Origin of the sequence: Planctopirus limnophila DSM 3776 (assembly GCF_000092105.1) — a bacterium.
Classification (GTDB): Bacteria; Planctomycetota; Planctomycetia; order Planctomycetales; family Planctomycetaceae; genus Planctopirus; species Planctopirus limnophila.
In genome coordinates this window covers 1,427,924-1,452,068 of the sequence record NC_014148.1, presented here as the reverse complement: position 1 = coordinate 1,452,068, position 24,145 = coordinate 1,427,924, and the positions used below count along the sequence as shown (strand labels likewise).

General features: G+C 53.6%; 18 protein-coding genes. 8 read left to right on the top strand and 10 right to left on the bottom strand.

Annotated elements, in window-relative coordinates:
- Window positions 1–122: 122 nt before the first annotated feature.
- The 5 genes from PLIM_RS05905 to flhA form a co-directional block, all read right to left on the bottom strand.
- Window positions 123–902: a FliA/WhiG family RNA polymerase sigma factor gene (locus PLIM_RS05905; RefSeq protein ID WP_013109408.1), complete on the bottom strand. Its 780-nt coding sequence runs from the start codon at window positions 900–902 to the stop codon at window positions 123–125.
- Window positions 903–1,011: 109 nt separating this feature from the next.
- Window positions 1,012–1,269 carry a hypothetical protein gene (locus tag PLIM_RS24075; protein WP_013109407.1) on the bottom strand — a complete coding sequence of 86 codons (258 nt, stop codon included), beginning with the start codon at window positions 1,267–1,269 and terminating at the stop codon, window positions 1,012–1,014.
- A 431-nt stretch (window positions 1,270–1,700) separates the two neighbouring features.
- Window positions 1,701–2,660 carry a P-loop NTPase gene (locus tag PLIM_RS05895; RefSeq protein WP_013109406.1) on the bottom strand — a complete coding sequence of 320 codons (960 nt, stop codon included), beginning with the start codon at window positions 2,658–2,660 and terminating at the stop codon, window positions 1,701–1,703.
- A 76-nt stretch (window positions 2,661–2,736) separates the two neighbouring features.
- On the bottom strand, window positions 2,737–4,617 hold the full coding sequence (flhF, locus tag PLIM_RS22530) for a flagellar biosynthesis protein FlhF (protein ID WP_013109405.1): 1,881 nt from the start codon (window positions 4,615–4,617) through the stop codon (window positions 2,737–2,739).
- A 94-nt stretch (window positions 4,618–4,711) separates the two neighbouring features.
- A complete protein-coding gene (flhA, locus tag PLIM_RS05885; RefSeq protein ID WP_013109404.1) occupies window positions 4,712–6,865 on the bottom strand; it encodes a flagellar biosynthesis protein FlhA in 2,154 nt (717 codons plus the stop codon).
- Between the two features lie 379 nt (window positions 6,866–7,244).
- Here flhA and PLIM_RS22525 point away from each other — a divergent pair, with 379 nt between their 5' ends.
- The 4 genes from PLIM_RS22525 (at window position 7,245) to glgA (ending at window position 11,075) form a co-directional block, all read left to right on the top strand.
- Window positions 7,245–7,709: a DUF2752 domain-containing protein gene (locus tag PLIM_RS22525; RefSeq protein ID WP_148226998.1), complete on the top strand. Its 465-nt coding sequence runs from the start codon at window positions 7,245–7,247 to the stop codon at window positions 7,707–7,709.
- A 166-nt stretch (window positions 7,710–7,875) separates the two neighbouring features.
- Complete coding sequence (locus PLIM_RS05870; protein WP_013109402.1) at window positions 7,876–8,577, top strand: hypothetical protein; 702 nt, start codon at window positions 7,876–7,878, stop codon at window positions 8,575–8,577.
- A 66-nt stretch (window positions 8,578–8,643) separates the two neighbouring features.
- Complete coding sequence (locus PLIM_RS05865) at window positions 8,644–9,360, top strand: hypothetical protein (protein WP_148226997.1); 717 nt, start codon at window positions 8,644–8,646, stop codon at window positions 9,358–9,360.
- Between the two features lie 230 nt (window positions 9,361–9,590).
- Entirely contained in the window at window positions 9,591–11,075 is a 1,485-nt protein-coding gene (gene glgA, locus PLIM_RS05860; RefSeq protein WP_013109400.1) for a glycogen synthase GlgA, read from the top strand.
- 110 nt (window positions 11,076–11,185) lie between these two features.
- Here glgA and PLIM_RS05855 read toward each other — a convergent pair whose 3' ends face one another.
- Window positions 11,186–12,175 carry a malate dehydrogenase gene (locus PLIM_RS05855; protein WP_013109399.1) on the bottom strand — a complete coding sequence of 330 codons (990 nt, stop codon included), beginning with the start codon at window positions 12,173–12,175 and terminating at the stop codon, window positions 11,186–11,188.
- Window positions 12,176–12,608: 433 nt separating this feature from the next.
- On the opposite strand from PLIM_RS05855, the gene metG reads away from it, so the two are divergent.
- The 4 genes from metG to PLIM_RS05835 all read left to right on the top strand — a co-directional run bounded on the left by metG (window position 12,609) and on the right by PLIM_RS05835 (window position 18,544).
- Window positions 12,609–14,699, top strand: a complete 2,091-nt coding sequence (metG, locus tag PLIM_RS05850) for a methionine--tRNA ligase (RefSeq protein ID WP_013109398.1) — start codon at window positions 12,609–12,611, stop codon at window positions 14,697–14,699.
- A 202-nt stretch (window positions 14,700–14,901) separates the two neighbouring features.
- Complete coding sequence (gene mraY / locus PLIM_RS05845; RefSeq protein WP_013109397.1) at window positions 14,902–16,005, top strand: phospho-N-acetylmuramoyl-pentapeptide-transferase; 1,104 nt, start codon at window positions 14,902–14,904, stop codon at window positions 16,003–16,005.
- Window positions 16,006–16,071: 66 nt separating this feature from the next.
- Window positions 16,072–17,292 (top strand): FtsW/RodA/SpoVE family cell cycle protein, encoded by a 1,221-nt coding sequence (locus tag PLIM_RS05840; RefSeq protein WP_013109396.1) that lies wholly within the window; start codon window positions 16,072–16,074, stop codon window positions 17,290–17,292.
- A gap of 301 nt (window positions 17,293–17,593) precedes the next feature.
- Window positions 17,594–18,544, top strand: a complete 951-nt coding sequence (locus PLIM_RS05835) for a hypothetical protein (protein ID WP_013109395.1) — start codon at window positions 17,594–17,596, stop codon at window positions 18,542–18,544.
- Window positions 18,545–18,747: 203 nt separating this feature from the next.
- On the opposite strand, the gene PLIM_RS05830 is transcribed toward PLIM_RS05835, so the two are convergent.
- From PLIM_RS05830 to lepB, 4 genes are all read right to left on the bottom strand, one after another.
- Window positions 18,748–19,692 (bottom strand): sigma-70 family RNA polymerase sigma factor, encoded by a 945-nt coding sequence (locus PLIM_RS05830; protein WP_196349536.1) that lies wholly within the window; start codon window positions 19,690–19,692, stop codon window positions 18,748–18,750.
- Window positions 19,693–20,061: 369 nt separating this feature from the next.
- The gene (locus PLIM_RS05825) at window positions 20,062–21,204 is read right to left on the bottom strand and encodes an FtsW/RodA/SpoVE family cell cycle protein (protein WP_041403046.1); all 1,143 of its coding nucleotides are present in this window, start codon (window positions 21,202–21,204) and stop codon (window positions 20,062–20,064) included.
- A 68-nt stretch (window positions 21,205–21,272) separates the two neighbouring features.
- Window positions 21,273–22,061, bottom strand: coding sequence for an LPS export ABC transporter ATP-binding protein (gene lptB / locus PLIM_RS05820; protein ID WP_013109392.1), 789 nt, complete (start codon window positions 22,059–22,061; stop codon window positions 21,273–21,275).
- A gap of 100 nt (window positions 22,062–22,161) precedes the next feature.
- Window positions 22,162–24,027: a signal peptidase I gene (gene lepB / locus PLIM_RS05815; RefSeq protein ID WP_013109391.1), complete on the bottom strand. Its 1,866-nt coding sequence runs from the start codon at window positions 24,025–24,027 to the stop codon at window positions 22,162–22,164.
- Window positions 24,028–24,145: the final 118 nt, after the last annotated feature.

The window sequence follows — 24,145 nt, the reverse complement described above, 5'->3', positions numbered from 1 at the left end:
TTCGTGACAGATACCAACCGCTGTATTTTGAAACCCGTAAAACGATCAGGTGCAGTGAGCGGTTCCTTGTTCGAGAACCACACACTGCACCTGATCAAAGCCATTGAATCGCTGGCGAAATTTTACTGAGCAAATTCCGGTCTGCGGCGGCCAAGCTGTTCTTTGAGTCGGTTGACGATACTCGAATGCATCTGGCTCACGCGAGATTCTGACAGCCCTAAAGTGCTGCCAATTTCCTTCATCGTCAACTCTTCGTAGTAGTAGAGAATGATGATCAGGCGTTCGTTGCGGTTGAGACCTTTGGTGACCAGTTTCATCAGGTCACGCTTCTGGATGCTGAGAGTCGGGTCTTCGCCTTTAGTATCTTCAATGATGTCGATTTCACGAACATCTTTATAACTATCGGTCTCGTACCACTTCTTGTTCAGGCTGACGAGATTAACAGCACTGGCTTCGCTCTTGAGCTTTTCGTACTCATCCAGAGGGACGCCCATCTTGGCAGCGACTTCATTATCAGCCGGAGGTCTGCCGAGTTCGGCTTCGGCCTGCTTGCGGGCCGATTCCAGCTTGCTGGCTTTGCTGCGCACAAGTCGAGGAACCCAGTCCATGGTGCGGAGTTCGTCGAGCATGGCTCCACGAATTCGCGGGACACAGTAGGTTTCAAACTTAACTCCACGCTCCATATCGAATGCTTCAATAGCATCCATGAGTCCGAAGACTCCAGCGGAAATCAGGTCGTTGATATCCACGCCATCCGGAAGCTTGGACCACACTCGCTCTGCGTTGTATCGCACCAGCGGGAGATAATTCTCCATGAGGCGATTACGCAGTGCTTTGCTCGACTGGTCCTGCTTATAGGCATTCCAGACGGCCTGAATGTCTTCGATAACCCTGGTCACCATCCAACCCTCCGTGAACATCCGTGATAGCTAATGAGGGTTAGCTATCTTGCTTGCATCGTGGCGAATGCGGTTCTGAACAATATGCATAGAGCCGCAGATAAATAACTAACTATCGGGCAGTGACACTGTCAGTCGGCAGTCCAGGCGATGAATCAGCCAGATCTTTTCTTGTCAGATCTTTTCTGGCCATATCCTCCGCTGTCTGGCGACCCAGTTCTCCCAGGAACCAGCCCAGCGGAAAGAAGATCATCATCGCTATCAGACCTTTTCTGACAGTCTCTATAAATCCACTCCCTTCGATAGCTCCTGCAGCACAGGCAGCCATTAAAGAAAGCAGGCTTAAATACGCTGCATACTGCCTTACCATGACGGCCCTGTTGTGGTTCAGGGTGGCGAACTGATGAAGAGGCTACATAGCTTCGTTCTTCAGTATCGACATACTTCAGCATGCAAATTCAGTGAATCTGTTGAAATCAACGCAGAGTCCGCAGACGGAATTTCTCCGACTGCATTCTCAAAAAGTGATACGCAGGTAGGAAATAAGCTCAAGAAAACGATAGGTAACGAACAGGTTTCGTTAATTAGGAAGGGAGTCAAAAGTCGAGGCGGGAAACGAATGGAATGTGGGCAGGCTTTGACAGCGCGAGGCGGAATCAGAGTGGGCTATGTTGTGAAGGGTATCATGAGGCGAGGCAGGAATTCGAAGTGAAGCGGCAATAAGAAGCAATGCGGAGAGGATCACAGGCGGGAAAGGCGTTCAGGCAAGATTCAAGATCAAAACTCGTTGGCGAAGAGCAATCAGGTGATTGCCGTCGCGTGGATGCAATTCATCGCTTTTTCTTCCGTTTCCGACAAGACCAACCTGAAGAAAGATTTTCGAGGTGCGAAAGATCTGGTCGTCCATTTCCCTGCAAATCGGCGAATTTGTGCACTGACTGGGCAACTCGTCTTCAGGACAAACGGAGTTCTGGAGCCAATCGACGCCATCACGTCTTCGTGGTATCCCAGTTTGCCCAGTTTCTCGATGCCGTATTGCAGAAATGTTCGGCTCGTGCGGGCTAAACGCTCGAAGATGGCCTCCGCGTGCTGATCCTCATGGCAACTGGTAATCAGGATGCCGGCAGAATTCTGGCAGCGTACTGATAGATGCTTGAGGACTGCATAGGTATTCGCGATGGATGTCGGTTCAGGAGTCGTGATCAGATCGATGCGATCGGCAGCTCTCACAAAGGGATAAACCAGAGGAAAACTGGCGGTTCCTGCATCGACAATCAAGGTGTCGCAGCTTTTTTCGAGCTGAGCCAGTTGTTCGATGAAAAATGTCCTGAGCGGGACTGGGATCAGTTCCGGCTGCAGTAACAAGCGGCAGCCGGTGAGCAATTTGACGTTGCCCGGACAGTTAAGAATCACTTCTGATAGCTGTCTGGCACCAGTTCCAACATGCTCCAGATTCCAGTAACTGTGTAATCCGCACATCAGATCGAGATGAGAAACACCTTCGGCAGCATCCAGCAGGAGGACACGTTGGCCCATCTCTCCCAGTGCCACAGCCAGGTTCAGTGCATAAGTCGATTTGCCGACGCCCCCTTTTCCAGATGTCACTACGATCACCCGGCATCGCGAATCGCTTATCGCGACATCTTGCTGACCCTTGAACCACGCGATTCCGGATTGAGCTTTGAGCGAACGCAGACCTGTGGCTTGATCGCATGGGATCGCCAAGGCTTCTGACTCAGTCATGGTCAATGGTAAGGTCATGGGCTATCGAATGATGAGGAAGCGGGGCGGGATGGAACTTACTGAAAATGGATGATTCGCTGGTGGCAGATCTTGTTCAGACGGGAGAGGCATAGGCATTGGTTGTCGTAATCGAACTTGTTGCGAGAATCGATGGGCGCAGTGGTTCCGCAGAGAGAATCAGTCGGGCAATCCGCGAAGCGGCCGCTCGCTCCAGGTGATCGGGAACTTCCTGGCCTGTTGTCAGATAAGAAAGTGGCAGAGTGGAATTCAGATTGGTGGCCAGGACGGCACCATAATCCTGAATCTCATCGAGTTTTGTCAGGATGAGCTGATTGGCACCGATTGTGATGAACTTCGAAGCAATCATCGTGGTTGAACGCGGATCGCTTGCCATACTGATGCACAAGTGAATTTCGTGTGCATGGGCTTCTGCCAGAATCGCCTTGAGTTCCTGATTCTTCAGTTCATCGTAAGGACTTCTGCCAGACGTATCGATGAGGACCAGATCCATCGTCGCGTAGTCATCCATCGCACTTCGCATTTCTGCAGGCGATGAAACCACACGCATCGGGAGTTCCATAATCTCGGCATATGTCTTGAGTTGTTCAACGGCGGCAATTCGAAAGGTATCCACAGTAATGAGGCCGACTTTTCGATGCTCACGCAGCCGTGCCTGGGCTGCCAGCTTTGCCAGCGTGGTTGTTTTCCCAACTCCCGTCGGGCCCACCAATGCGACAACATGTGGAGTACCCGGTGCAATTTGCACAGGTCTGGAAAGATTCAATTCCTGCTCAATCAGGCTCAACAACAGTAACCGGGAGGCCTGTGGATCAGTCAATTCTTTGGGAGTGGCCAGGCAAGCGAGCTTTTTTAACAGTTTCCGGGCGATATTCTCTGGCAGGCCTGTCTGATTCACCAGGTGATGCCAACTGGTTGATTCGACTTCCCGCCCTTCATGCAGGCGATTCATCGAACTTGTCTTGAATTGTTCGAGACTCTTTTGAGTTTCATGGAGCCGCTGATCGATCTGCCACCATTGGGAGTCATGGACAGCATCTGCCGTGGTCAACACCGCTGGTTTTTCAATGCGCGCACCTGGCAGAGTTAATCCCGAAGGTTCGTAGGCTGGCAAGAGCGAGACTGGCTCAGCTGGTAACTCCACACCGGACGCCAGAGAGGAATGTGTTGTCGAAACGGTCGGTTCGGGTGCTGATTGCCTGACATCCTTCGCTGGAGACGACTGGTCCTGCTGCTGATCGCGAGCGGCTGGACTCGTTTCACCGGGATTGGGATCAACTGGCGATTGTTCAGAATTCTGCCGTGGTTGCCAGCGACCCAGCCCTCTGGGCGCAGGCGTGAGAGCGGGCGAATTTGAAGGAGGCGTCACGCGTGTTGGCAAAGGCGTCCGACGTGGCGACGTCGTAGTTTCCAGATGAGAAGGTGGATTCTGAACCGAGCCTGTCGTCGCAGACGGCTGTGAATTCCCCTGAATCGGTGGTGTGACCTTGGTGTTTGGCTTTTCTGGTTGATGACCCATCCCCCGGCCATTTCCCGTTGAACGGACATCATGAGTCGATGTGCCAGGCCGCGGGCTGCCAACTGCCGGTGAAGAAGGATGGCTCAGTGGACCGCTGGTACGCTTCTTGAGTTCCGCTTCTAGGGATCGAGCTGCTGATGGCCCGACACCCAGAAGTGGCGGTGGACTGGCTAATGTTTCATCCAAGGGTCGCGGAGTGGGCCGAGTGGCGGTCGACTTAGGTTTTGGAGGAGTATTGCCTGGTTTTGTCACAACCGGCTGAGGTTGGCTGGTGGCGGTGATTTCTACTTCGCTATTGGTACGTCCAAAGGGAAGCCACGAGCGATGTTCGATCTGCCGTGTATGCAGAATCGTCGCCTCAGTCCCCAGTTCCCGATAGGCCTGCTCGAGAGCATCGTCGAGCGTCGCGGCACGATAGACGCGAATGTCCCGATTCATACAAGCCCTCCGGCAACACCACAACGGGTTAAAGAAGTTTGCACTCTCAAATTCATTTGATCAGTCATGACGGCTGATAAACAAGGGGTCGTTCTCATCGCCTGGCTCCTGTCAAATCGGCCTGTGGAGCAGGCATCATGGTGGGTCTGGCTGGTCTGATGGCAGCAATACCGATCACACCATGAGGTTCGACAGCCGTATCCCGCGTGATTTCGTTCAGACTGATCACAGCCAGTCGTGGTAAGGTGCTGGACGTCATCTGTCGCACACCGGCACGCAATTGCGGGCCGCACAACAGCACGGGTGGCCGGCCAAATTGCACCAGTTTTTCCAGTTGCTTTGCCAGTTCCTGAGTAAACGACTCCACGATCTGAGGCGAGAGCTTGACCAGCATGCCGCGTTCGGTGAATTCAATCCCGGCCGACAACGTATCTTCGACGGCAGGTTCTAACGTCACGACATGCAACGTACGCTGTGAATCGCGATATTGCTGACAGATGGTGCGGCTCAAAGAATGTCGCACGTATTCCGTCAAAATGGCAATATCCTTCGTGCGATCGATGTAATCTCCTAACGTTTCCAGAATGGTTTCCAGATCCTTGATCGGGATTCTTTCCCGGAGCAGGTTTGCCAGAACCTGATGAATCACACCGATCTTGAGGACATCAGGCACGAGGTCTTCAAGCAGTTTGGGGGCTTTGCCTTTGAGTGTGTCGATCAGTTGATGAACCTGTTGACGGGAAAGTAACTCGTCAGCATACGAGCGAACAATCTCTGTCAGATGTGTGACGATCACAGCTGCCGGTTCCACAACGCTGTAGCCCAGCAGTTGGGCGCGTTCATTCTGTGAAGGTTCAATCCAGACGGCAGGTCGGTCAAAAGCCGGATCGCGGGCATCCATACCCGGAATGCGGCCAGTCGTTAAACCGGTATCGATGGCCATTAACCCGGTGGGATAAACGGCACCCCAGGCAATGGGCGTATCTTTCAGTTTGATCTGATATTCGTTCTGTTCCAGGCGAACATTATCGCGAATACGAATCTTGGGAAGAACAAGCCCCAGTTCCTGAGCGATCTTATTGCGGACTCGCGTGACTCGATCGAGAAGATCTCCATTGGAAGCCGGGTCGGCAAGGCGGATCAGGCCAAAGCCCAGTTCGACTTCCAGTGGTTCAACACCCAGATGATCTTCCGGACGAGGCTGCGGTTTCGCTGCGGCTGCTTCTTGTGTTTCTGCCTGGGCTTTTTGCAGCTTCCCTTTCTCCTGGGAGGAACGCAGAAAGTAGCCTGCGACGGCCAGTGCCAAACTTAATGAAAGCAGAGGCATCATCGGCAGGCCTGTAAACGCCATGGCGCCGACAAAGGCACTCGACACAAAAAGTGTCTCGCTGTGCCGAAAAAGCTGGCTAAGAGTTTCTTTGGAAAGATTTGATTCACTGCTGGAGCGAGTCACCAGCAGGCCAGAAGCCAGCGAGATGAGAAAGGCCGGTACCTGGGAAACCAGTCCATCGCCAATGGTCAAGGTTGTGTAGACTTTGATCGCTTCCTCAAACGGCATGCTGTGCATGAACATGCCAATGATGATTCCACCCAGAACATTAATCAGCGTGATGATAATACCTGCAATGGCATCGCCACGGACAAACTTGCCTGCACCGTCCATAGCGCCATAAAAGTCGGCTTGCTGTGTGATTTCCAGACGCCGCGCTTTGGCCACCTCTTGTGTGATGGCACCGGCATTGAGATCAGCATCGATCGCCATCTGCTTGCCGGGCATTCCATCCAGAGCAAAGCGAGCCGCCACTTCGCTGATGCGGCTGGAGCCCTTGGTGATGACGACAAACTGAATCACGACGAGAATCACGAAGAGAATGATGCCTACGACTAGTTGTCCGCCGGCAACAAACTCGCCAAAGGCTTCAATCACCTCGCCTGCCGCACTGGTTCCATCGATGTTGGCCCGTGTAAGAATCAAACGTGTCGAGGCCACGTTCAGCACCAGCCGCGCCAGGGTTGTCCCCAGTAATAGTGATGGGAAAACACTGAAATCGAGCGGCTTCGAGACGTAAATGGTCGTCAGCAGAATCACCACCGCCAGCGTAATGTTCCCCGCCAGCAGGACGTCGAGCACCACGGGTGGTAAGGGTGCAATGATCACCAGAATCGACATGACGAACAGGCCTGGCATGAGCAGACTCTGCGCGAAATTCCCGGCGTCGCGCAGATTCTGAGCGCGAGGTGCGGGCATGTGATACTCCAGGAGTGAATAGGGGCTGACAAAAACTGAAAACGAAGGGAGTCCGGCAAGCCGGGATCAACCAGGTGACGAGTTCTCTGTCGATGGATGAAAGAACTTTGAGAATTCCGTGGTGTTGTTATGAAAAAGGCTGAAGTCTGTCCAGTCGGGTTTCGCTGAGAAGCGGTTCCCAAGAGCGAGTTTTCGCTGCTTTGAATTGACGCAACGTCTTGAACCAAAACAGAAAATGGCGAAATCCCGAGGTGTTTTGCCATGCTCAGACAAGCTATAACTGTCAGTGCTGAAGACCGATGATGCCGGGAGATGCAGAATCCGCCGATAAACCACGCCTTGCAGCAGTTGTCATAAGAAACTACATAGCCACTCAAACGTGTACAGATTCATTTCCCGTCTTTCTCCGCCTCACCGCCTGTCGAACACTCATCGAGTGCTGCTGCTGTTGGCTGCAGTTCTGCTGATCAGTGGTTTTACACTTGCCGCCTTTTTGAAGCCTCACCCTTCCGGGGTGGGAACTCATCAACAACTTGGTTTCCCCCCCTGTTACTTTCTCGCCTTGTCTGGTCTCCCTTGTCCTGCCTGTGGCATGACGACCTGTTTTTCCCATTTTGTCAGATTGGAATGGATTGATGCCGCCCGATGTCATCCGGGAGGTCTCTGTCTCGCATTCTTCGCCTTGATAACAACGGTCTGGATTCTGGTCAGTGTGATTCGAGGAGTTTCATGCTTGACCAGTGATTACCTCGAAGTGTTTGCTGTGATTTCGTTTGTGGTACTGGGAATCATTCTCTTGAACTGGGTAGGACGAATTGCCTGGATCTACTGGAGTGGTTTCTGAGTCCCATCGTTGGTTTCCTGCCTTTTGCCCTTCCGCCTTTCCTCGCTGAATTCACCTCGCCTTTCTTTTCTGAATCAAAAATCCCGAATTCTTGATGACGACTTGAGGTCAGTCATGGCCAACGGATCGTTACCTCATCGAATTCCATAATGTGGAGGTCCCCTTGATGGACAACACAGCACGAACATGTGCGACTGGTTCTTCGCGTCGCGAATGGATGCGAACTGCACTGGGATTCAGCGTTCTGGCCGCGATTGGTTCAGCTCCGGGTTGTTCACTCTTTGTGATGGCCGGAAAAATGGTGCAGGGAGACCCTAAGCATACATGCCGCTTTAAGGCCATGACGGGGATCGATCTCACCAAAGGGAAACACAAAATCATGGTGGTCTGCTCGACACCGGCAGATCTCAAACAGGAAAATTCGTCCCTCGAGTATGACCTGATTGACGGAATTACCCGCCGCATGAAGCGTCGCAAGGTCGATGCCGTCGATCCGAAGAAGATCACGAAATGGCTGGATGACCATGGCGGCATCGATGGTGATCTGACAGACATCAGTCAGGATATCGAAACCAATTACATTGCCTGGGTGAACGTCCATCGATTCCAGACGACAGAAGATAATGCCCCGCGTTTGCATCGGGGAAGAATGTTGGCCGAGGTCAGTGCTTTCGAAGTGCAGGATCTGGGGGGGAGAAAGTTTCCCAGTCAGATTTTCACGACTGAGTTCAACTCGACCTATCCCGAACACCAGCCCATTTCTGAAAACGGACGATCTGCGCTGGTCTTTCAGAAAGAGTACCTGGATCGCGTCAGCGAGATGCTGGGCGAAATTTTCTTTGATAAGTCTTTGAACGACACACTTTGATCGATGTGTGATGGTGCAGAATTTTTCTGTCGTCTTGCTCTCGATTCCATATTGCCGGGGTCTGCCATGAAAACCTGGATGAAAAATCAGTCCGATGCCCATACCGCGATTGCCAGGCGTTCTTCGCGCATGCGGCTGACAGCCATGGTCTGCGCACTCACAGCATGTCTGCTGTTTCATGGTTGCAATTACGTGGTCATGATTGGCTATCTGATTGGTGGGCCACCCTCCATCGAACCTGAGTTCGATGCCATGACCAAAGAGTCGATGACTGATAAAGACGTGAAGGTTGCCGTCGTTTGTTATGCCCCCAAGGAAGTGCGCTTCAGTTTTGAAGACATTCACCTTGAAGTCAGCAAGTTTGTGACCTTCCGGCTCGACTCTCACAAGATCAAAACCGTTCCTCCCGATTACGTCAAAGCCTGGCTCGATCAGAATCCCGATTGGGATCGTGCGGAAGAAATCGGTGCGGCTTTCAAGGCGAGGTACGTCGTCTACATCGATCTCAAGGCCTTCTCGCTGTACGAAGAAGGAAGTGCCTCGCTTTACCGCGGACGTTCCGAAGCGATCGTCAGTGTCTGGAAGATGGACGAATCGTTTGAAGCGGGTGAAAAGATCTTCAGTAAAGAAATCATCTCCAAGTACCCGCTCTATCAGCCCAAAAGCGCTGCCGACGAAACACTTTCCAACTTCAAAGCACTGTATATGACCCGTCTGAGTGAAGAGATCGGCCGACTCTTCTACGAGCATTACACGGGCGATGATATGGGTGATGCGACTTAGGTCAATCTTCCGGGATAGGTTAGAGTCAATCACAGCCTGAGGTTGTCAATCTGGTATAAGACGAAAAGATGTCTGTTGAATACTGGGCTGATTGAGCAGGATCGGGTTGCAGTTGCTCGAACCTCGACGTACTGTTTCGATGATTTCCTGTATGAACTGGCCCAATTGCTGCGATTTCTCATGCGGGTGGGCCCGACAACTTCAGATGCGTCACCGACGGATGTTTTCTCATGCGGATTGTTTTGACCAGTTCTGAAGCTGTCCCTTTCTCGAAAACCGGGGGGTTGGCTGATGTTTCATCGGCTTTACCCAAGGCTTTGGCTGCTCTCGGGCACGAACTCTGGCTCATTACGCCTTATTATCCGCAGCAGGCTGAACTGAACGGGTTGGCCAAGCAGATTCAATCCACAGAGCAGTCGATCACCATTACCATCGGTCATAACGATGTGACTGCTCGAATCCTCGAATCCCGCATTCCCGGAACATCCGTTCGAGTTTTTCTTGTCGATCAACCGGATTATTTTGATCGCCCCGGCCTTTATGGAGATGCCCAGGGCGATTATCGGGACAGTTGCGAACGATTTGTGTTTCTCAGTCGCGCCGTTCTCGAAATCTGCCGCAAGTTTGACATTCGTCCGGATGTGATCCACGCCAACGACTGGCAGACGGGGCTCGTTCCTGCCTTATTGAAAATTGAAGGGCATCGCTACGGCCTCGAGCGCACCGCCAGCATTTACACCATCCATAATATGGCTTTTCAAGGCCAGTTCTGGCACTGGGATATGGTACTCACAGGTCTCGACTGGAAGTACTTCAACTGGCGACAGATGGAGTTCCACGGACAGCTCAACCTGCTGAAAACCGGGATCACTTTTGCCGACATGCTGACGACTGTCAGCCCGACTTACGCCCGGGAAATTCAGACGGCCGAATTCGGTAATGGCCTCAATGGCGTGCTGACATCCCGCCGGGAAGACCTGGTCGGCATTCTCAATGGCATTGATGAAGAAGTCTGGAACCCAGCCACCGATCCTTACATTGCAGAGAACTACGACCACACGACAGTGTCCATCGGTAAGCCCGTCTGTAAAGTGGCCTTGCAAAAGGCGATGGGGCTCCCTGTCCACATGAATGTTCCGCTCTTCGGAATGATCAGTCGGATTACTTCGCAAAAGGGCCTCGACCTGATTCTGGGATGTTCCCGCGATCTGGCCGATTTGAATGTGCAATGTGTCTTTCTGGGAACGGGAGATCCTGTCCTCGAAAAAGGATTGATGGCACTCGCGAAAGAGCATCCCGAAAAATTCGCCGTCAAGATTGGCTATGACGAAGCGCTCTCGCACCAGATTGAAGCCGGCAGTGACATTTTTCTGATGCCCAGCCAGTTCGAGCCTTGCGGCCTCAATCAGATGTACAGCCTCGCTTATGGCACTGTTCCTATCGTGAGAGCTGTGGGTGGCCTGGCCGATTCGGTCATTGATGTCACCGAAGCAAATCTCGGTAAAGGGACAGCCAATGGCTTCAGCTTCTATGAATATAAAAGCGAAGTTCTTTTCCGGCAGATCTGCCGAACTCTGGGTTACTTCCTCGACAAAACCACCTGGCTTAAACTGCAGAAGACCGGCATGACACGTGACTGGTCATGGAAACGGAGTGCTCAAGAGTATCTCAACGCCTACCAGCAGGCTTGCCTCAAGCGATCACATGGTCATTGATTCGACCAGTTGACATGGTCGATCCATCAAAAAAACCGGTCGATTGCCTCGAGGCAATCGACCGGTTTTTACGTTGAAGTCTTCTGTTTATCGAAAGAGCACCGAGGCGGTTAAGGGAGCAGATCTTTCACAGTGTCCCGCTCGGTCTTCAGTTCGTTGATGGTCGCATCGATTTTCGAGCGGCTGAATTCATCCACCTGGAAGCCCTGAATGATCTTCCAGTTTTTGCCGTCGCTGGAGAGTGGGAAGCCGCTGATGATCCCTTCTTCGACACCGTAGCTGCCATCGCTCAAGACGGCGGCTGAAATACAGGTTCCAGCCGGTGTAGGATTCACCAGACTCTTGACGGTATCAAGAGCAGCATTCGCTGCAGAGGCTGCGCTGGAAGCGCCACGGGCAGCAATCACGGCAGCACCGCGTTGCTGGACAGTCGAGATAAAGGTCGATTTCAGCCATTCATGATCAGTAATGACCTGAGAAGCTGGCTGCCCATCAATCTTGGCGTTCATGAAATCCGGGTACTGAGTGGCGGAGTGATTGCCCCAGATCGCCACGTTCTGAACGGCTGCCACAGGACGCTGGGCTTTAATGGCCAGTTGTGAAGCTGCCCGGTTCTGATCCAGACGGGTCATGGCGAACCAATTTGCACGGGGAATGTCTGGAGCATGGGACATGGCAATGAGGCAGTTGGTATTGCAGGGGTTCCCCACAACCAGCACCTTCACATCGCGAGAGGCTGCTGCATTAATGGCCTTGCCAGTATTGGTGAAGATCGGGCCGTTAATGCGAATCAGATCGCTGCGTTCCATCCCCTTTCCACGAGGAATTGAACCAATGCACAGCACCCAATCGACATCTTTGAAAGCCAGTTCGAGATTGTCACTCGAAAACTTTTCGACGCCCGCCAGAGTCGCGAAGGCACAGTCATCCAGTTCCATGTGAATGCCATCCAAAGCCCCCTGGGCCTGGGGCAACTCAATGAGGTGCAGAATAACGGGCTGCTGAGCACCAAAAATCTCGCCCGAGGCGAGGCGGAAAAGTGTGGCGTATCCAATCTGACCAGCGGCACCAGTCACTGCCACGCGGAGAGGCTTCGTCATGTTCGTTAACTCCTTAGTGCAGGCCATGTTCGGCTGCGAAATATCTCAAGGGTGGGAAAATCAAAGTCCCGGTACCAAGACCACTGTTCGGCGAGTATCAAACCTCAATGCAGGTTAGCCTGACCACTCGTGAACAGCAATTGAGCGATCAGTCCGTGTCCACAGAGAATTTTTGAAATCAGCGGAAAAACCTGACCGTTTCCGTCAAAACCTGATGGCCAGACCGTTCGCTGGATCGGGTCTGGTATCCTCAACGTAGACACCATGGCAGACAGGTTCTACGCTATCGTGCTCTGTGAGCGCTTAGTCCCAGATGATCAACGGGCCTGAATAATCAACAGCCCCAGTGAATCATCGGCCACAGTTGATCAAACCGGACCAATCGCCAGAGAGTTTGAACTCGAAGTATTGAATCGCTGAGAAATCGAGATCCATGACACGCCAGATTCTTGTGACTTCTGCTCTCCCTTACGCCAATGGCCACATTCACATTGGCCACCTGGTCGAGTATCTCCAGACTGATATCTGGGTTCGCTTCCAGAAACTGGTGGGGAACCGCTGCGTTTACGTCTGTGCTGACGACACTCATGGCACGGCCATTATGATCCGCGCCCGCCAGGAAGGCCGATCAGAACTCGAAGTCATTGGCGAAATGCGCGAGTCGCATCTCAAGGACTTCACTGGCTTCGGGATTGAGTTCGACAACTACGGCAGCACCCACTCCGATGAAAACCGGGCCCTGTGCGCCGAGATCTGGCAATCGCTTCGTCAGGCCGATCTGATCGTCGAACGGAACGTCGAGCGATTCTACGACCCGGTGGAGGAAACGTTTCTGGCAGATCGATTCATCAAAGGAACCTGCCCCAAATGTGGGGCCGAGGATCAGTATGGCGACAATTGCGATAAATGCGGTTCAACTTACGACGCGACGGAAGTCATCAACCCCATCAGCACGCTGTCGGGTGCCACACCTGTTCGCCGGGAGTCGTTGCAGCTCTTTGTCGAGTTGGAGAAGCTGCACGGCTGGCTCAACGAGTGGACGCAAACAGGCGGCCATCTTCAGGAAGAGATTGCCAATTACCTCCAGGGCCACTTTCTGAACGATCCTTTGCGCGACTGGGATGTTTCTCGACCTGCGCGTTACTTTGGCTTCGAGATTCCCGACTCGCCCGGCAACTACTGGTATGTCTGGTTCGATGCGCCGATTGGTTACATCGCCTCCACACATCAGTGGTGCAAGGCAAATGGTGAAAAACTGGAAGACTGGTGGAAGAGTGACCGGACGGAAATCCATCACTTCATCGGGAAAGATATCACCTATTTCCACACCCTTTTCTGGCCAGCCATGCTCAAAACGGCAGGGCTGAACCTGCCGAAGAAAGTGCATATTCACGGCTTCCTGAGGGTGAATGGTGAGAAAATGTCCAAGTCGAAGGGGACCTTCGTCATGGCGTCGACTTACCTGAAGCATCTGGATCCGGCTTATCTGCGATACTACTACGCCTCCAAGCTCAGCAGCCGAGTGGAAGACCTCGATCTGAACCTCGACGAGTTCGTGGCCCGTATCAACTCGGATCTGGTGGGGAAGGTGGTCAATCTCGCCAGCCGGACGGCTCGATTTGCTCAGCCAACCGGTCTTTCGGCTCAATATCCCGACGATGGCGGCCTCTTCGCCGAAGCCGCTGCCGAAGCTGGCAAAATCGCAGAGCTCTATGAAGCCTGTGAATATGCTCAGGCCATGAGGGCCATTATGGTTCTCGCGGAGAAGGCCAATAAGTATGTCGAAGACAACGCTCCCTGGACACTCAAGAAAGATCCTGCGCAGGCGGGGAAGCTTCAGGATGTCTGTACCGTGGCGCTCAATCTGTTCCGTCAGTTGGCAGTTTATCTGGCTCCCGTGTTGCCGCAGTTGGCCGAACAGACCGGACGCCTGTTGAATGCACCGATGAAATCGTGGGATGAAGCCCAGACTCCTCTGGTCGCTTCGCCTGTTAATCTATTCGAACACCTCATGAAGCGGGTTGATCCCGCACAGGTTCAAGCGATGACCGAAGAAAGCCAATCCGCACCGGCTGCAGCCCCGGCTGCTACTCCTCAAGTCGACAGCTCCTCTGCCGCCGCGACCCCCGCACCGACAACCGCCAATGCCTTTGGTGACACGCTCGAAGCACTCACGAAAGAGCCGCTTACCGAGGCTTACTGCTCGATCGATGACTTCGTGAAAGTCGATCTGCGGGTGGGGCGTGTGCTGACAGCCGATTTTGTGGATGGTTCCGACAAGCTGCTGAAGCTCACACTTTCTCTCGGGGGAGATGTGACCAAAACAATTTTTGCGGGCATCCGTCAGGCCTATGAACCTGCCACTCTGGTCGGCCGAATGGTCGTCTTCTGTGCCAACCTGGCCCCTCGCAAGATGCGTTTTGGCACCAGTGAGGGGATGGTTCTCGCTGCTGGTGAAGGTGGTACTCAGGTTTTCGTCCTGAGCCCGGATAGTGGTGCCAAAGTGGGGCATCGCATTCACTAATCTCCGATGCGACTGAATTCCCAGAACATCGACATGCATCGCCAGAACTTCTTTTCTCTCGGTAGAGAGAAGAAAGTCTGCCAATCGTTTGGCGGTGATTTGAGGGCGGGATTGGGGCTGGTGTAAGTTCACCGATTTGGCCACAATCTCGCCGCTATCACTTGGGTTATGGTCTTTCCTTCTCAGAGGGATCGCAGCAAGGATGCTGTTCTGGCTGTTGAACATGTACGCCGACGAGATCTCACGCTGGCAGAGCACCTCGCCTGGCGAGACTCGCGTCTATTTAACGGCTCGAACGGCTCTCGCCACGTTTTCTTCGTTCCTGGTGGCAATCTTTTACGGCCCATTTGCCATCCGCTGGCTGAAGTCGAACTTTCAGGAGCGTATCGATAGTGCCTCCGCACGATTGAACGAGTTGCATTCCTCGAAAAAGTCGACACCAACGATGGGGGGGCTCTTTATCGTCGTGGCAATCGTTGTGGCGGCCCTGTTGTGTGGCGACCTCAGCAATCGATACCTTCAGTTGGCATTGTTAACTGTCGTGCTGTTCGGTGCGATTGGTGCTATTGATGACTGGGTCAAGAACCGTACCTCGCGGCGCGGTCTGACGGCTCGTCAAAAATTCGCCGCCCAATGCATCGCCAGCATGCTGGTGCTGTTTCCACTCTACTGGAATTTACGAGCCGCACCGCAACTTGAAGATCTGCCACTGAATCTGGGGTTGGCAACCATCAGTCTGGGCCCTGCGTTTGTGTTGTGGGGCAGCTTCGTCATGGTCGGCAGTTCCAATGGAGTGAATCTGACGGATGGACTCGATGGACTGGCGGGCGGATGTCTGTTGATCGCCGGGTCGGCCATGGCCGCTCTCTGTTACCTTTCGGGGCATAAGACGATGGCGGCCTATCTCGAAATGACCCATGTCGTCGGTGCGGGGGAGTTGTGCATTGTCTATGGAGCGATGACCGGGGCGATCCTGGGTTTTCTCTGGTTCAATTGTCATCCGGCCATGGTCTTTATGGGGGATACTGGCTCACTGCCACTGGGGGCTTTGCTGGCATTTGGAGCCCTTGTCATTCGGCAGGAACTCCTGCTGATGATGATTGGCGGGATCTTTGTTGTGGAAACTTTGAGTGTGATAGCTCAAGTTGCGTCCTTCAAATTGACGGGCAAACGCGTACTCCTCTGCTCGCCACTGCATAACCACTTCGTCTTTCGAGGTGATCCGGAAACTCGGATCGTGGTGAGATTTTGGATTGGAGCGGCTGTGTTGGCATTGTTGGCTGTGGCCAGCCTCAAGCTCCGATAAATACTCATGGTGAGAAATTGCCCGGGGAGTGTCGTTGTCGCGTGAAATGTGGAGCCGAGGGGACAAATGAGCACTGCCATTTCCCCGGAAATCCTGGAACTTAAGCCCACTGTTCCCACCAGCGACGAAAAACTGGCCTCTCAGATCGAGTTTACGAGAACTGTTTTTGTCGCTCTCGCGGGATTGCTGCTAGGTTTCGGGCTCTTCGTGGTCCACAGTGCCAGTGTGACCAGTCGCCCCACAGAAATTGATCAGGTTTATCTTTCCAAGCATCTGACATTCATCGCCCTGGGGCTGGTTGCGGCTGGTGTGGCCGCTGCAATCCCGGCCAAAATCTGGGTGAGAGCCGCACCCTGGCTGCTTTTGGGAGTCATGATTCTGCTGGTGTTTGTGCTGATCCCGGGAATTGGGGTTCGGGTGAAAGGAGCCCGGCGCTGGCTGCGCCTGGCGGGATTGACACTGCAACCTTCAGAACTGGCCAAGATTGCCTTGCCACTTTGGGTTGCCGTGAGAATTTCCCTGCAGAATCCGACTTTGCCTCGCTGGTCGCTGAGTGAAACATTGACTGGCTTTCGCGTCCCGCTGCTCCTTCCGCCATTCATTGTCATGGGACTGGTGGCTCTGCAGCCCGATCTGGGGACGACCTTGTTTCTCTTTGGCGGAGTCCTACTCACATTGTTCACTGCCGGTTTACCGCTGAGGTATTTTGGATGGGGGCTATTGTCGTTGATTCCTGCCAGTCTGGGAGTTTTTCTCCTGAAGGACTATCAGCTTCGCAGAATTACAGGCTTTCTGGAGACATGGAGTGATTGGCGCGAAGCACCTTATCAGTTGAAACAATCGTTGGTGACTTTAGGAAGTGGCGGCTGGACAGGCGTTGGTTTAGGAATGGGGTATCAGAAGCTCAGCTTTCTGCCAGAAGCGAATACCGATTTTGTGTTCGCCGTGATCGGTGAGGAACTGGGGCTGGTGGGAACGCTTTCTCTGCTGATTTTATGGGGCAGCCTCTTCTGTTTTGGACTGCAACTCATTCGACAAGCGGGAGGGCAAGAGAGGCCAGAACTGAATGTCGGACGATTGGCGAGTTTTGTGCTGCTCACTCAACTGGTCGGGCAGGCTCTGTTGAATATCGCTGTGGTGACAGCGATGGTTCCGCCCAAGGGAATTTCTCATCCACTCATCAGTGCGGGGGGGAGCAATCTCATTGTCAGCCTCGTCAGTATGGGCATGATTTTAAGCCTGACGAGACAAAGTAAATCTCCTGAAGCCCCTGTCTTACCATCTTGAAGCCCTTGTCTGACGATCTTGAGGACTGAGTCGATCAATCAGTCAATTTGCGTTGAGATTATCGGCTGTAACGTTACCATCGGCTGTAAGGTGCTGATGGATAAAATCGATCAATCAGGCCGGCTCTGGCTCCACTTGTGAATCAACTGGAAGAATCGACATCGCCGATACTTCTCGCATGGTGGATAGCCCAGCCATCTCGCACGGATGCGAGAGTCGATGAAACTGCAAGTCGCGGCAAGATGTCGCGACTGCAGCTTTCGCCTCGGGCTCTAGTCCTCTTGTGATTTCGGGGAATGCAATGTCTTTGCGTACTTTGGCCTGTTCTGCGGCGATTCTTCTGGGGTTGGTTCCTGCCCTGGCTGATGCACAACTCGTCCCCGGTACTGGGACACTCCTTTCCAATGCCTGTGATGACTTCGAAGACGAAAACTGGAACTTTACTTACAACTTGCCTAAGGCAAGTTCGAACATTGATAAGACCGTTCGCCATCCGGCTGGATTTTCTGCCAATTACAAATGGCACGAGAGCACCTATCGCGGCACTCCCGATTTTGTCAAACGCGTGGAAACTCCTGCTGGCGGAATCGCCGGCAGTAAAGGAGCACTCGCGATTCAGACTTTGAATTCAGGAATCCCCGGTCAGCTCTCCGGCAAGTTCCAGCAGGATGATCTGATCGCTGGTGTCGCTCAGACGATTGGTTACCTGCCAGTCAATCGATCTCCCAGCTTTGTGGTACGCGTCTATATGCCCCCTTTTGAACAGTGGGAAAAGCGCACCGGCTCACAGTTTGGCTTCCGTACCGATTGTCAGACAACGATTAACAATCCAGCAGCCAGCAGTGGCTTTGGTCGATTGAGACGCAACTCCACCCCTGCCAAAAAACTTGAGAATTACTGGCCGGGCTTTTTCGTGCAGTACAATCGCAAAGCCGATGGATATCAGGAAGACCACGCGATTCTCTTGCTTCGCTCGGGCTCACGCGGTGAAGATGTTCCCGGGCCGAAAATCACTCAGCCCGGCTGGTGGACCTTGGGGATGTCTTTCACCCCTGATGGACAGGTGCATTATTATGCCCATCCCGGTGTTGAAGATCTCAAGGCGAGCGATCACCTGTATTCGAGCTTCCCTTACAGCTATCGCTGTGAGCAGGTGAATACATTCTTCTTCAACATCGTCAACATGGATGATGGCAAGACCTGGTCAACGCGATTTATTGTCGATGATCCCAAAATCTATTCCGTTCGCTAACAAGCACCGCCAACGAGTCTGTACAACATCTCGCTACGATATCGCGGCTCACAGGCCGATGGAACTTTCTGGTTAAGTTCCATCGGCTGTTTTGTTTGCCGAAGCGGTTGATAGACTTTCCACGAAACGACAGCGGTCTGTGTTCCATGCCTGCGGCACTTATTTCACGGAAAGCCTGTAAGAATTCCGTATGCAGGAGTCACTCAGGCCTGGAACAATTCCACAAGGACTGGCTTCTGCTCGGCATAGAGTTTCAGCTTATCGAGAGCTTTGAGCACGATTTGCCTGACGCGTTCTTTGCTCAGACCAATTCGTCCGGAGATCTCGGAAAGTGACTGGCCACGAGGCTGGCCATCGAGACCAAATCGAGCGGCAATGACGGCTCGCTCGCGATCCGACAATGTTTCCAGAAGTGATGTCAGCTCGCGCTGGCAGGCCTCTTGAGATTCTCCAGGCTGGGTTTCTACCGGGCTGCGGAAATCTTCGAACTGCTCGAGGGCTTCATGGATGTAAGCCGTCGTGTGTTCATTCCAAGTCTGCACCTTTTTGAAGTGGCGGTGCATCTGATTGCGGACGGCCCAGGTGGCGTAAGTGCTGAAGCGATTTCCCAAGCTGATATCGAACAGCTCAACCGAACGGATCAGAGGCATGACCCCTTCGGACACGAGTTCGGCAAGCTGTTCAATCGATCCACAGCATTTACGAGCCAGGGCTACGACGAGCCGGAGGTTGGCCTGAACAATCTGATTGCGAGCGGTGATCGATTTGTTCAGCCAGAGGTTGTACTGAGCAAAGTAGGCATCACTGGCAGGAGATTTGGCGAGCTTCTTGCGAGCGGCTTCGGCCTGATAACGGCAGAAGTTCATCCATAAGAAGAGATAATTTTCTTCGTCCGGAGCCAGTAGGCGAGAGCGGGCGAAGGCGGGCAACAGTGCTCCGGCCGTGGTCGCCTGAGAGACAGGTGAGGCACTCAGAGAATCAATTGTGAGTGGCTTCAACTGTTCCAGTTGAGCTTCGGCTTTTTTCCGTGCGAAGAGTGGATGATCCACGTAGGCCAAAGGAGGGGGAATCAACCGCTGGGGAGCCACAGGGCGTGGAGCTCGGGCAGTTGGTTTATTCTTCGCAGCCGTGACTGCGGATGAATTCAAAGACTTGCAAATACGCTTTTCAGACACGAGGGTCGAAAGGCAGAGTTCCTCTGTCAAATTTTGAGATTTGCTGGGGATTCTGCCAGAAACTTTCGTCGCAGCAGTTGCCGATTTCGATCTGGCTGTCTTTGATCCCGAGGGAGACTTCTTGCTTTTGCTTCTGGATCTTTCCAAAGTTGCAATCATGTCAAACCTTTAATAGCAGCCGATTAGTTGTTCGGACAAGTGATCCTGCACAACGAACCGCAGCGTGACTTGAGGTTTAACGGCCGAACTTCAGCAAAATTGCTGATGAGATTTTTTGCAGAGAAAACTGATCTCTGCGAACGCCCTCCCACCGTCTGACAAGCACCTCGAAAAAGACGGGTATCAACTGCCGGAACGGGTATTCAAATCCTTGAACATGAACGACTCGGATTGAATTTCTGATCGTCCATTCAAGTCGATATTGACCAGCATGGCCAGAGCGATCGAGGTGGCGACTAAACTGGAACCACCGTAGCTCATGAGCGGTAGCGTGATCCCTGTGATCGGCAGTAATCCGACAGCCATGCCTGTGTTGATGATCATTTGCGTGATCAGAAGCACAGTGATGCCCGTGGCGACTAATCGCCCATAAGGCTCTTTGCATCGCTGCGAAATCTGCATGCCCTGCATCAGGAAGATGGCATAGAGAGCAACCGTCGCCAGAGCTCCACCCAGGCCGAAACGTTCGGCGACCATACAGAACACAAAGTCAGTCTGGCCGGCGGGCAGGTGATAAGCGGCCGGTTCTTCGAGCAACTGTCCCTGGAGCTCACTTCCCCAGAAGCCTCCCAGTGCGATGACCTGCTTGGCCTGATGTTGATGATAGCCGTCACCTCGTGGGGCTGGCCCGCCATCGGTCTGATTGAAAAGTGCCGTCACCCGTGAGCGTTGCTCGGCATTCATCCCCTGCCAGAAGAAAGGCATCAGACAGGCGGCCAGCAGCATGACCGCCAGCAGATGCCTGGCCCTTGCTCCCGCAACAAACAGCATGCTGAAGAGGACGGGGATAAAGAGCATTGCCGAGCCAAGATCTGGCTCCAGCAGGATGAGTGCGACGGGAAACAGCATGACGACAAAGGGGATCACTAAACCGCGCAATGTGCGATGATTATCGCGGTACATCAGGTAATGTGCCAAAGCCATGATGAAGGTGAGTTTGGCCATTTCCGAGGGTTGGAAATCGAGAATGCCCAAAGGAATCCAGCTTCGAGCCCCATTGCGAGGCGGCATGGCAAGTACCAGCACCAAGAGCGGCAGAGAGGCCACAAAGAGCCAGTCACTGAACCGCTTCCAGCGGGAGTAAGGAATGGCCACGACGAGAGCAAACGCGATCACTGCCGGAATGAGCCAGACGACCTGCCGCTCGTACCGGGGCGTGACGGTCTGCAGTTGATCAGCCCGGGCAATGCCACAGAGACCCAGGACGACAAGACCGAATGCACAAGCCAGGAGAATGAGCGACGGGTGCGAGAAAAAGCCCGTCATTGAAAACGAACTTCTGCTGGTTGGCGAAACATTGCGCCCGATTGTGATGCCAGCCATGACGACCTTTGTTACGCAGCGCGGCGTTCTTCGAATTGCCCGGCCTGAAAGATCCCTTTGCTCTCGATAATCGACTTGGCGTCAAAGCGGCTACCGAAGTAATAGCGCTGGGCGTCCGGGTCATTCAGGACCTGTTCCGCATCGCCACTGCAGAGAATGCGCCCGCCGAAGACGATGTAGCTGCGATCGGTAATCGTCAACGTTTCCCGTTCGCGGTGATCCGTAAGGAGAATCGATATCCCGGAGTTCCGGAGTTCGGCAATGATATCCTGAATGCTGTTGATGGTGACGGGATCGATCCCCGTGAAAGGTTCATCGAGCAGAATGAGATTGGGGCGACTGGCCAGACAGCGGGCGATTTCCAGCCGGCGGCGTTCCCCACCAGAAAGTGTGGAGGCGATCTGATGCCGCTTTTCGGCAATGCCAAACTCATTGAGGAGTTCGTCGCAACGGTAATTTCGTTCTTTGGCTGTCAGCGGCATGAATTCGAGGACAGCAATCAAATTCTGATCGACAGTCAACTTGGTGAAGATGCTCGTGTCCTGCGGGAGATAACCCATCCCGGCCTGAGCCCGCCGATAAAGGGGCCAGTTGGTGACATCGATGCCGTTGAACATGACCTTGCCGCGAGTGGGTGTGACCAGCCCGCACGTCATGCGGAAGCTGGTCGATTTCCCGGCCCCGTTGGGCCCGAGCAGACCGACGACTTCGCCTGGGTTCACATGGAAGCTGACATCCGCCACAGCCAGCTTGCGCGGGTATTGCTTGACGAGACCTGTGCATTCCAGCAGTTTGGGCATCTGATCCTCCTTGATCCGATGTCAGTTTAGCCTGATTGAGGCGAACCGTACAGATGATGTTGGCAGCCCGAGATTGTGGGACAACCGCTCGCTGGCTGTTTTAGCGAATACGAGTCCAGCGCCACCACTGGGGATAGAAGGGGATGGAGAACCTGGGATAGTTTTCGACATCCGGGTTCTGGGCTTTATTGACCTTGTGATAGAAGAATGGCAACGGTGCGTACCCTTTGCCATCGTTCATGAAGGGAACACCGTGCGGCCAGAAGATACTGAAGGCCTTACCGACTAATGCTGAGCCAGGGACAGCATGCCTGCGGTCGGCCCCGCGAGTATTCGACCATTGGCGGGCATCCTGACTTCGCGGTGAGTTATCGCCCATCATGAAGTATTCGTCGGCTCCCAGAGCGGGGAATTCGGCGGCAAACGCATGGGCTTCGTACTCGGCTCCCCAGGCGAGCGGATCGCTCAAAAGTGCGGCTAAACGACCAGGGCTCGAATACTCGCTGGGTGAAACGGCAGCATCGGGAAAGGCCCGTCCGTCACTCAGATCGCGGTCGGCCCGGTAATAAATGTCGCGGAAGATGCGGAGTTCTTCGACATCGACTTCGCGGCCCTGAGCAAAAATCCCCACGGGAGAAAGGTCTCGCAATTGTGGACCATAGAGAGCTGGCGGTGCATAGGTGGTCTCGGCATCGAATTCGACCAGTTGATCGTTGATCCAGACGCAGAGTCTCTGATCGAAGTTGGCAAATTCCAGATTGAACCAAGAACCTGTCGCAACGACAGGACTTTTGCTGCGGGCAATGGAGCGAAAGGCCTCTTCGCCAGCCAGTTCATCGGACATTCTCAGTGTGATGAAACCATCGGTTCCAATGACACACTGGTACACTCGCACGCCACGTGTGAGTTCGATAATCACGTTTGCATTCTCGACCCCTTCTGCGGCAGGGCCCAGCCGGAATCTCCCGGTAACGGCGATATCGCCGACCCAGTAGGGATCGGGTTCCCCACGCTGGCCATTTCCCATGGGGGCGTAATGGTTGTAGGAACAGAAATCGGCGATCAGTTGAGGTTTCGCGGGGAAGATCATCGGCTGATTTTCCAGGGCCTGACTCCAGGCTTCGGGAGTGGGGAGATAATGCCGGTACCTGAGCCATTTACCAGATTGAGACTCGTTCCCGGTGATCGAGAAGGATCTGGCTTTTCGATCGGCTTTCCACCCGGCAGGATCTTCTTTCCAGTCGGCTGGGGAAACATCGTTGGCGGGAAATTCCACACCCTGCCAGCGTTCGGGCCAGCCGGCATCGATGAGAACTCGTGGTGCTTCGGTGTCGTCGTAAACTGATTGCTGAATAACGCGCTGCTTGTTGGGATCATCCTTGCGAGCGATCTTGTATTCGCCATCCAAGCCGGGACGGACGTAGATATCGCCCCGCCAGACACGGAGCATTTCGCCGGGAAGACCGACCAGACGTTTGATGTAGTTGGTCTCGGGCTCTTCGGGGAACTTGAAGACGACCACATCCCACCGGCTGGGCTTGGCGAGTTCGTAAGTCCATTTGTTGACGAGAATTCGGTCGCCACTGAAGACCGGGCGGTCCTTGATATCGTTCTCAAAGCGGCAATTGGGGCAGGTGGCCGTTTCGATCCGCATTTCGAGAGTGCCATTCGAGCGATTGAGTTCATCGCTGGCACCAATCGCGAACTGATGTCGGCACTGGCTGCAGGTCACTTCTTTGCAGCGGCCATACAACGTGGGCGCCATGGATCCGGTGGGGATGACAAAGGCCTCGGCAAGAAACGTGCGCAGAATGAAGGCGAGAATGAACGCAAAGGCAATGGACTCAATGACTTCCCGCGTATCATTCCCGGAGCGGACGCGCGTCTTCGCCTGGGGAGCGGCCAGCGAAGCCGACGGAACTGCGACTCCTTTACCAAACCAGGTACTCTTCGCCGTCAATCCCATTCAAGCCTCAAATCTGTATCGGTACGCTGCGATCGTGACGCCAGTTGTGGTGCCACGGATTACGACTGACCACCCAGGACAACACCCTGTTTACGTTTGCGAGAGACATCTCGTGAGA

What these genes read in the sequence shown, in the direction of transcription:
- PLIM_RS05905 (WP_013109408.1), bottom strand. Translation starts at nt 902, where the DNA reads ATGGTGACCAGGGTTATCGAAGACATTCAGGCCGTCTGGAATGCCTAT.
- PLIM_RS24075 (WP_013109407.1), bottom strand. Translation starts at nt 1,269, where the DNA reads ATGGTAAGGCAGTATGCAGCGTATTTAAGCCTGCTTTCTTTAATGGCT.
- PLIM_RS05895 (WP_013109406.1), bottom strand. Translation starts at nt 2,660, where the DNA reads ATGACCTTACCATTGACCATGACTGAGTCAGAAGCCTTGGCGATCCCA.
- flhF (WP_013109405.1), bottom strand. Translation starts at nt 4,617, where the DNA reads ATGAATCGGGACATTCGCGTCTATCGTGCCGCGACGCTCGACGATGCT.
- flhA (WP_013109404.1), bottom strand. Translation starts at nt 6,865, where the DNA reads ATGCCCGCACCTCGCGCTCAGAATCTGCGCGACGCCGGGAATTTCGCG.
- PLIM_RS05870 (WP_013109402.1), top strand. Translation starts at nt 7,876, where the DNA reads ATGGACAACACAGCACGAACATGTGCGACTGGTTCTTCGCGTCGCGAA.
- PLIM_RS05865 (WP_148226997.1), top strand. Translation starts at nt 8,644, where the DNA reads ATGAAAACCTGGATGAAAAATCAGTCCGATGCCCATACCGCGATTGCC.
- glgA (WP_013109400.1), top strand. Translation starts at nt 9,591, where the DNA reads ATGCGGATTGTTTTGACCAGTTCTGAAGCTGTCCCTTTCTCGAAAACC.
- PLIM_RS05855 (WP_013109399.1), bottom strand. Translation starts at nt 12,175, where the DNA reads ATGACGAAGCCTCTCCGCGTGGCAGTGACTGGTGCCGCTGGTCAGATT.
- metG (WP_013109398.1), top strand. Translation starts at nt 12,609, where the DNA reads ATGACACGCCAGATTCTTGTGACTTCTGCTCTCCCTTACGCCAATGGC.
- mraY (WP_013109397.1), top strand. Translation starts at nt 14,902, where the DNA reads ATGCTGTTCTGGCTGTTGAACATGTACGCCGACGAGATCTCACGCTGG.
- PLIM_RS05840 (WP_013109396.1), top strand. Translation starts at nt 16,072, where the DNA reads ATGAGCACTGCCATTTCCCCGGAAATCCTGGAACTTAAGCCCACTGTT.
- PLIM_RS05835 (WP_013109395.1), top strand. Translation starts at nt 17,594, where the DNA reads ATGTCTTTGCGTACTTTGGCCTGTTCTGCGGCGATTCTTCTGGGGTTG.
- PLIM_RS05825 (WP_041403046.1), bottom strand. Translation starts at nt 21,204, where the DNA reads ATGACGGGCTTTTTCTCGCACCCGTCGCTCATTCTCCTGGCTTGTGCA.
- lptB (WP_013109392.1), bottom strand. Translation starts at nt 22,061, where the DNA reads ATGCCCAAACTGCTGGAATGCACAGGTCTCGTCAAGCAATACCCGCGC.
- lepB (WP_013109391.1), bottom strand. Translation starts at nt 24,027, where the DNA reads ATGGGATTGACGGCGAAGAGTACCTGGTTTGGTAAAGGAGTCGCAGTT.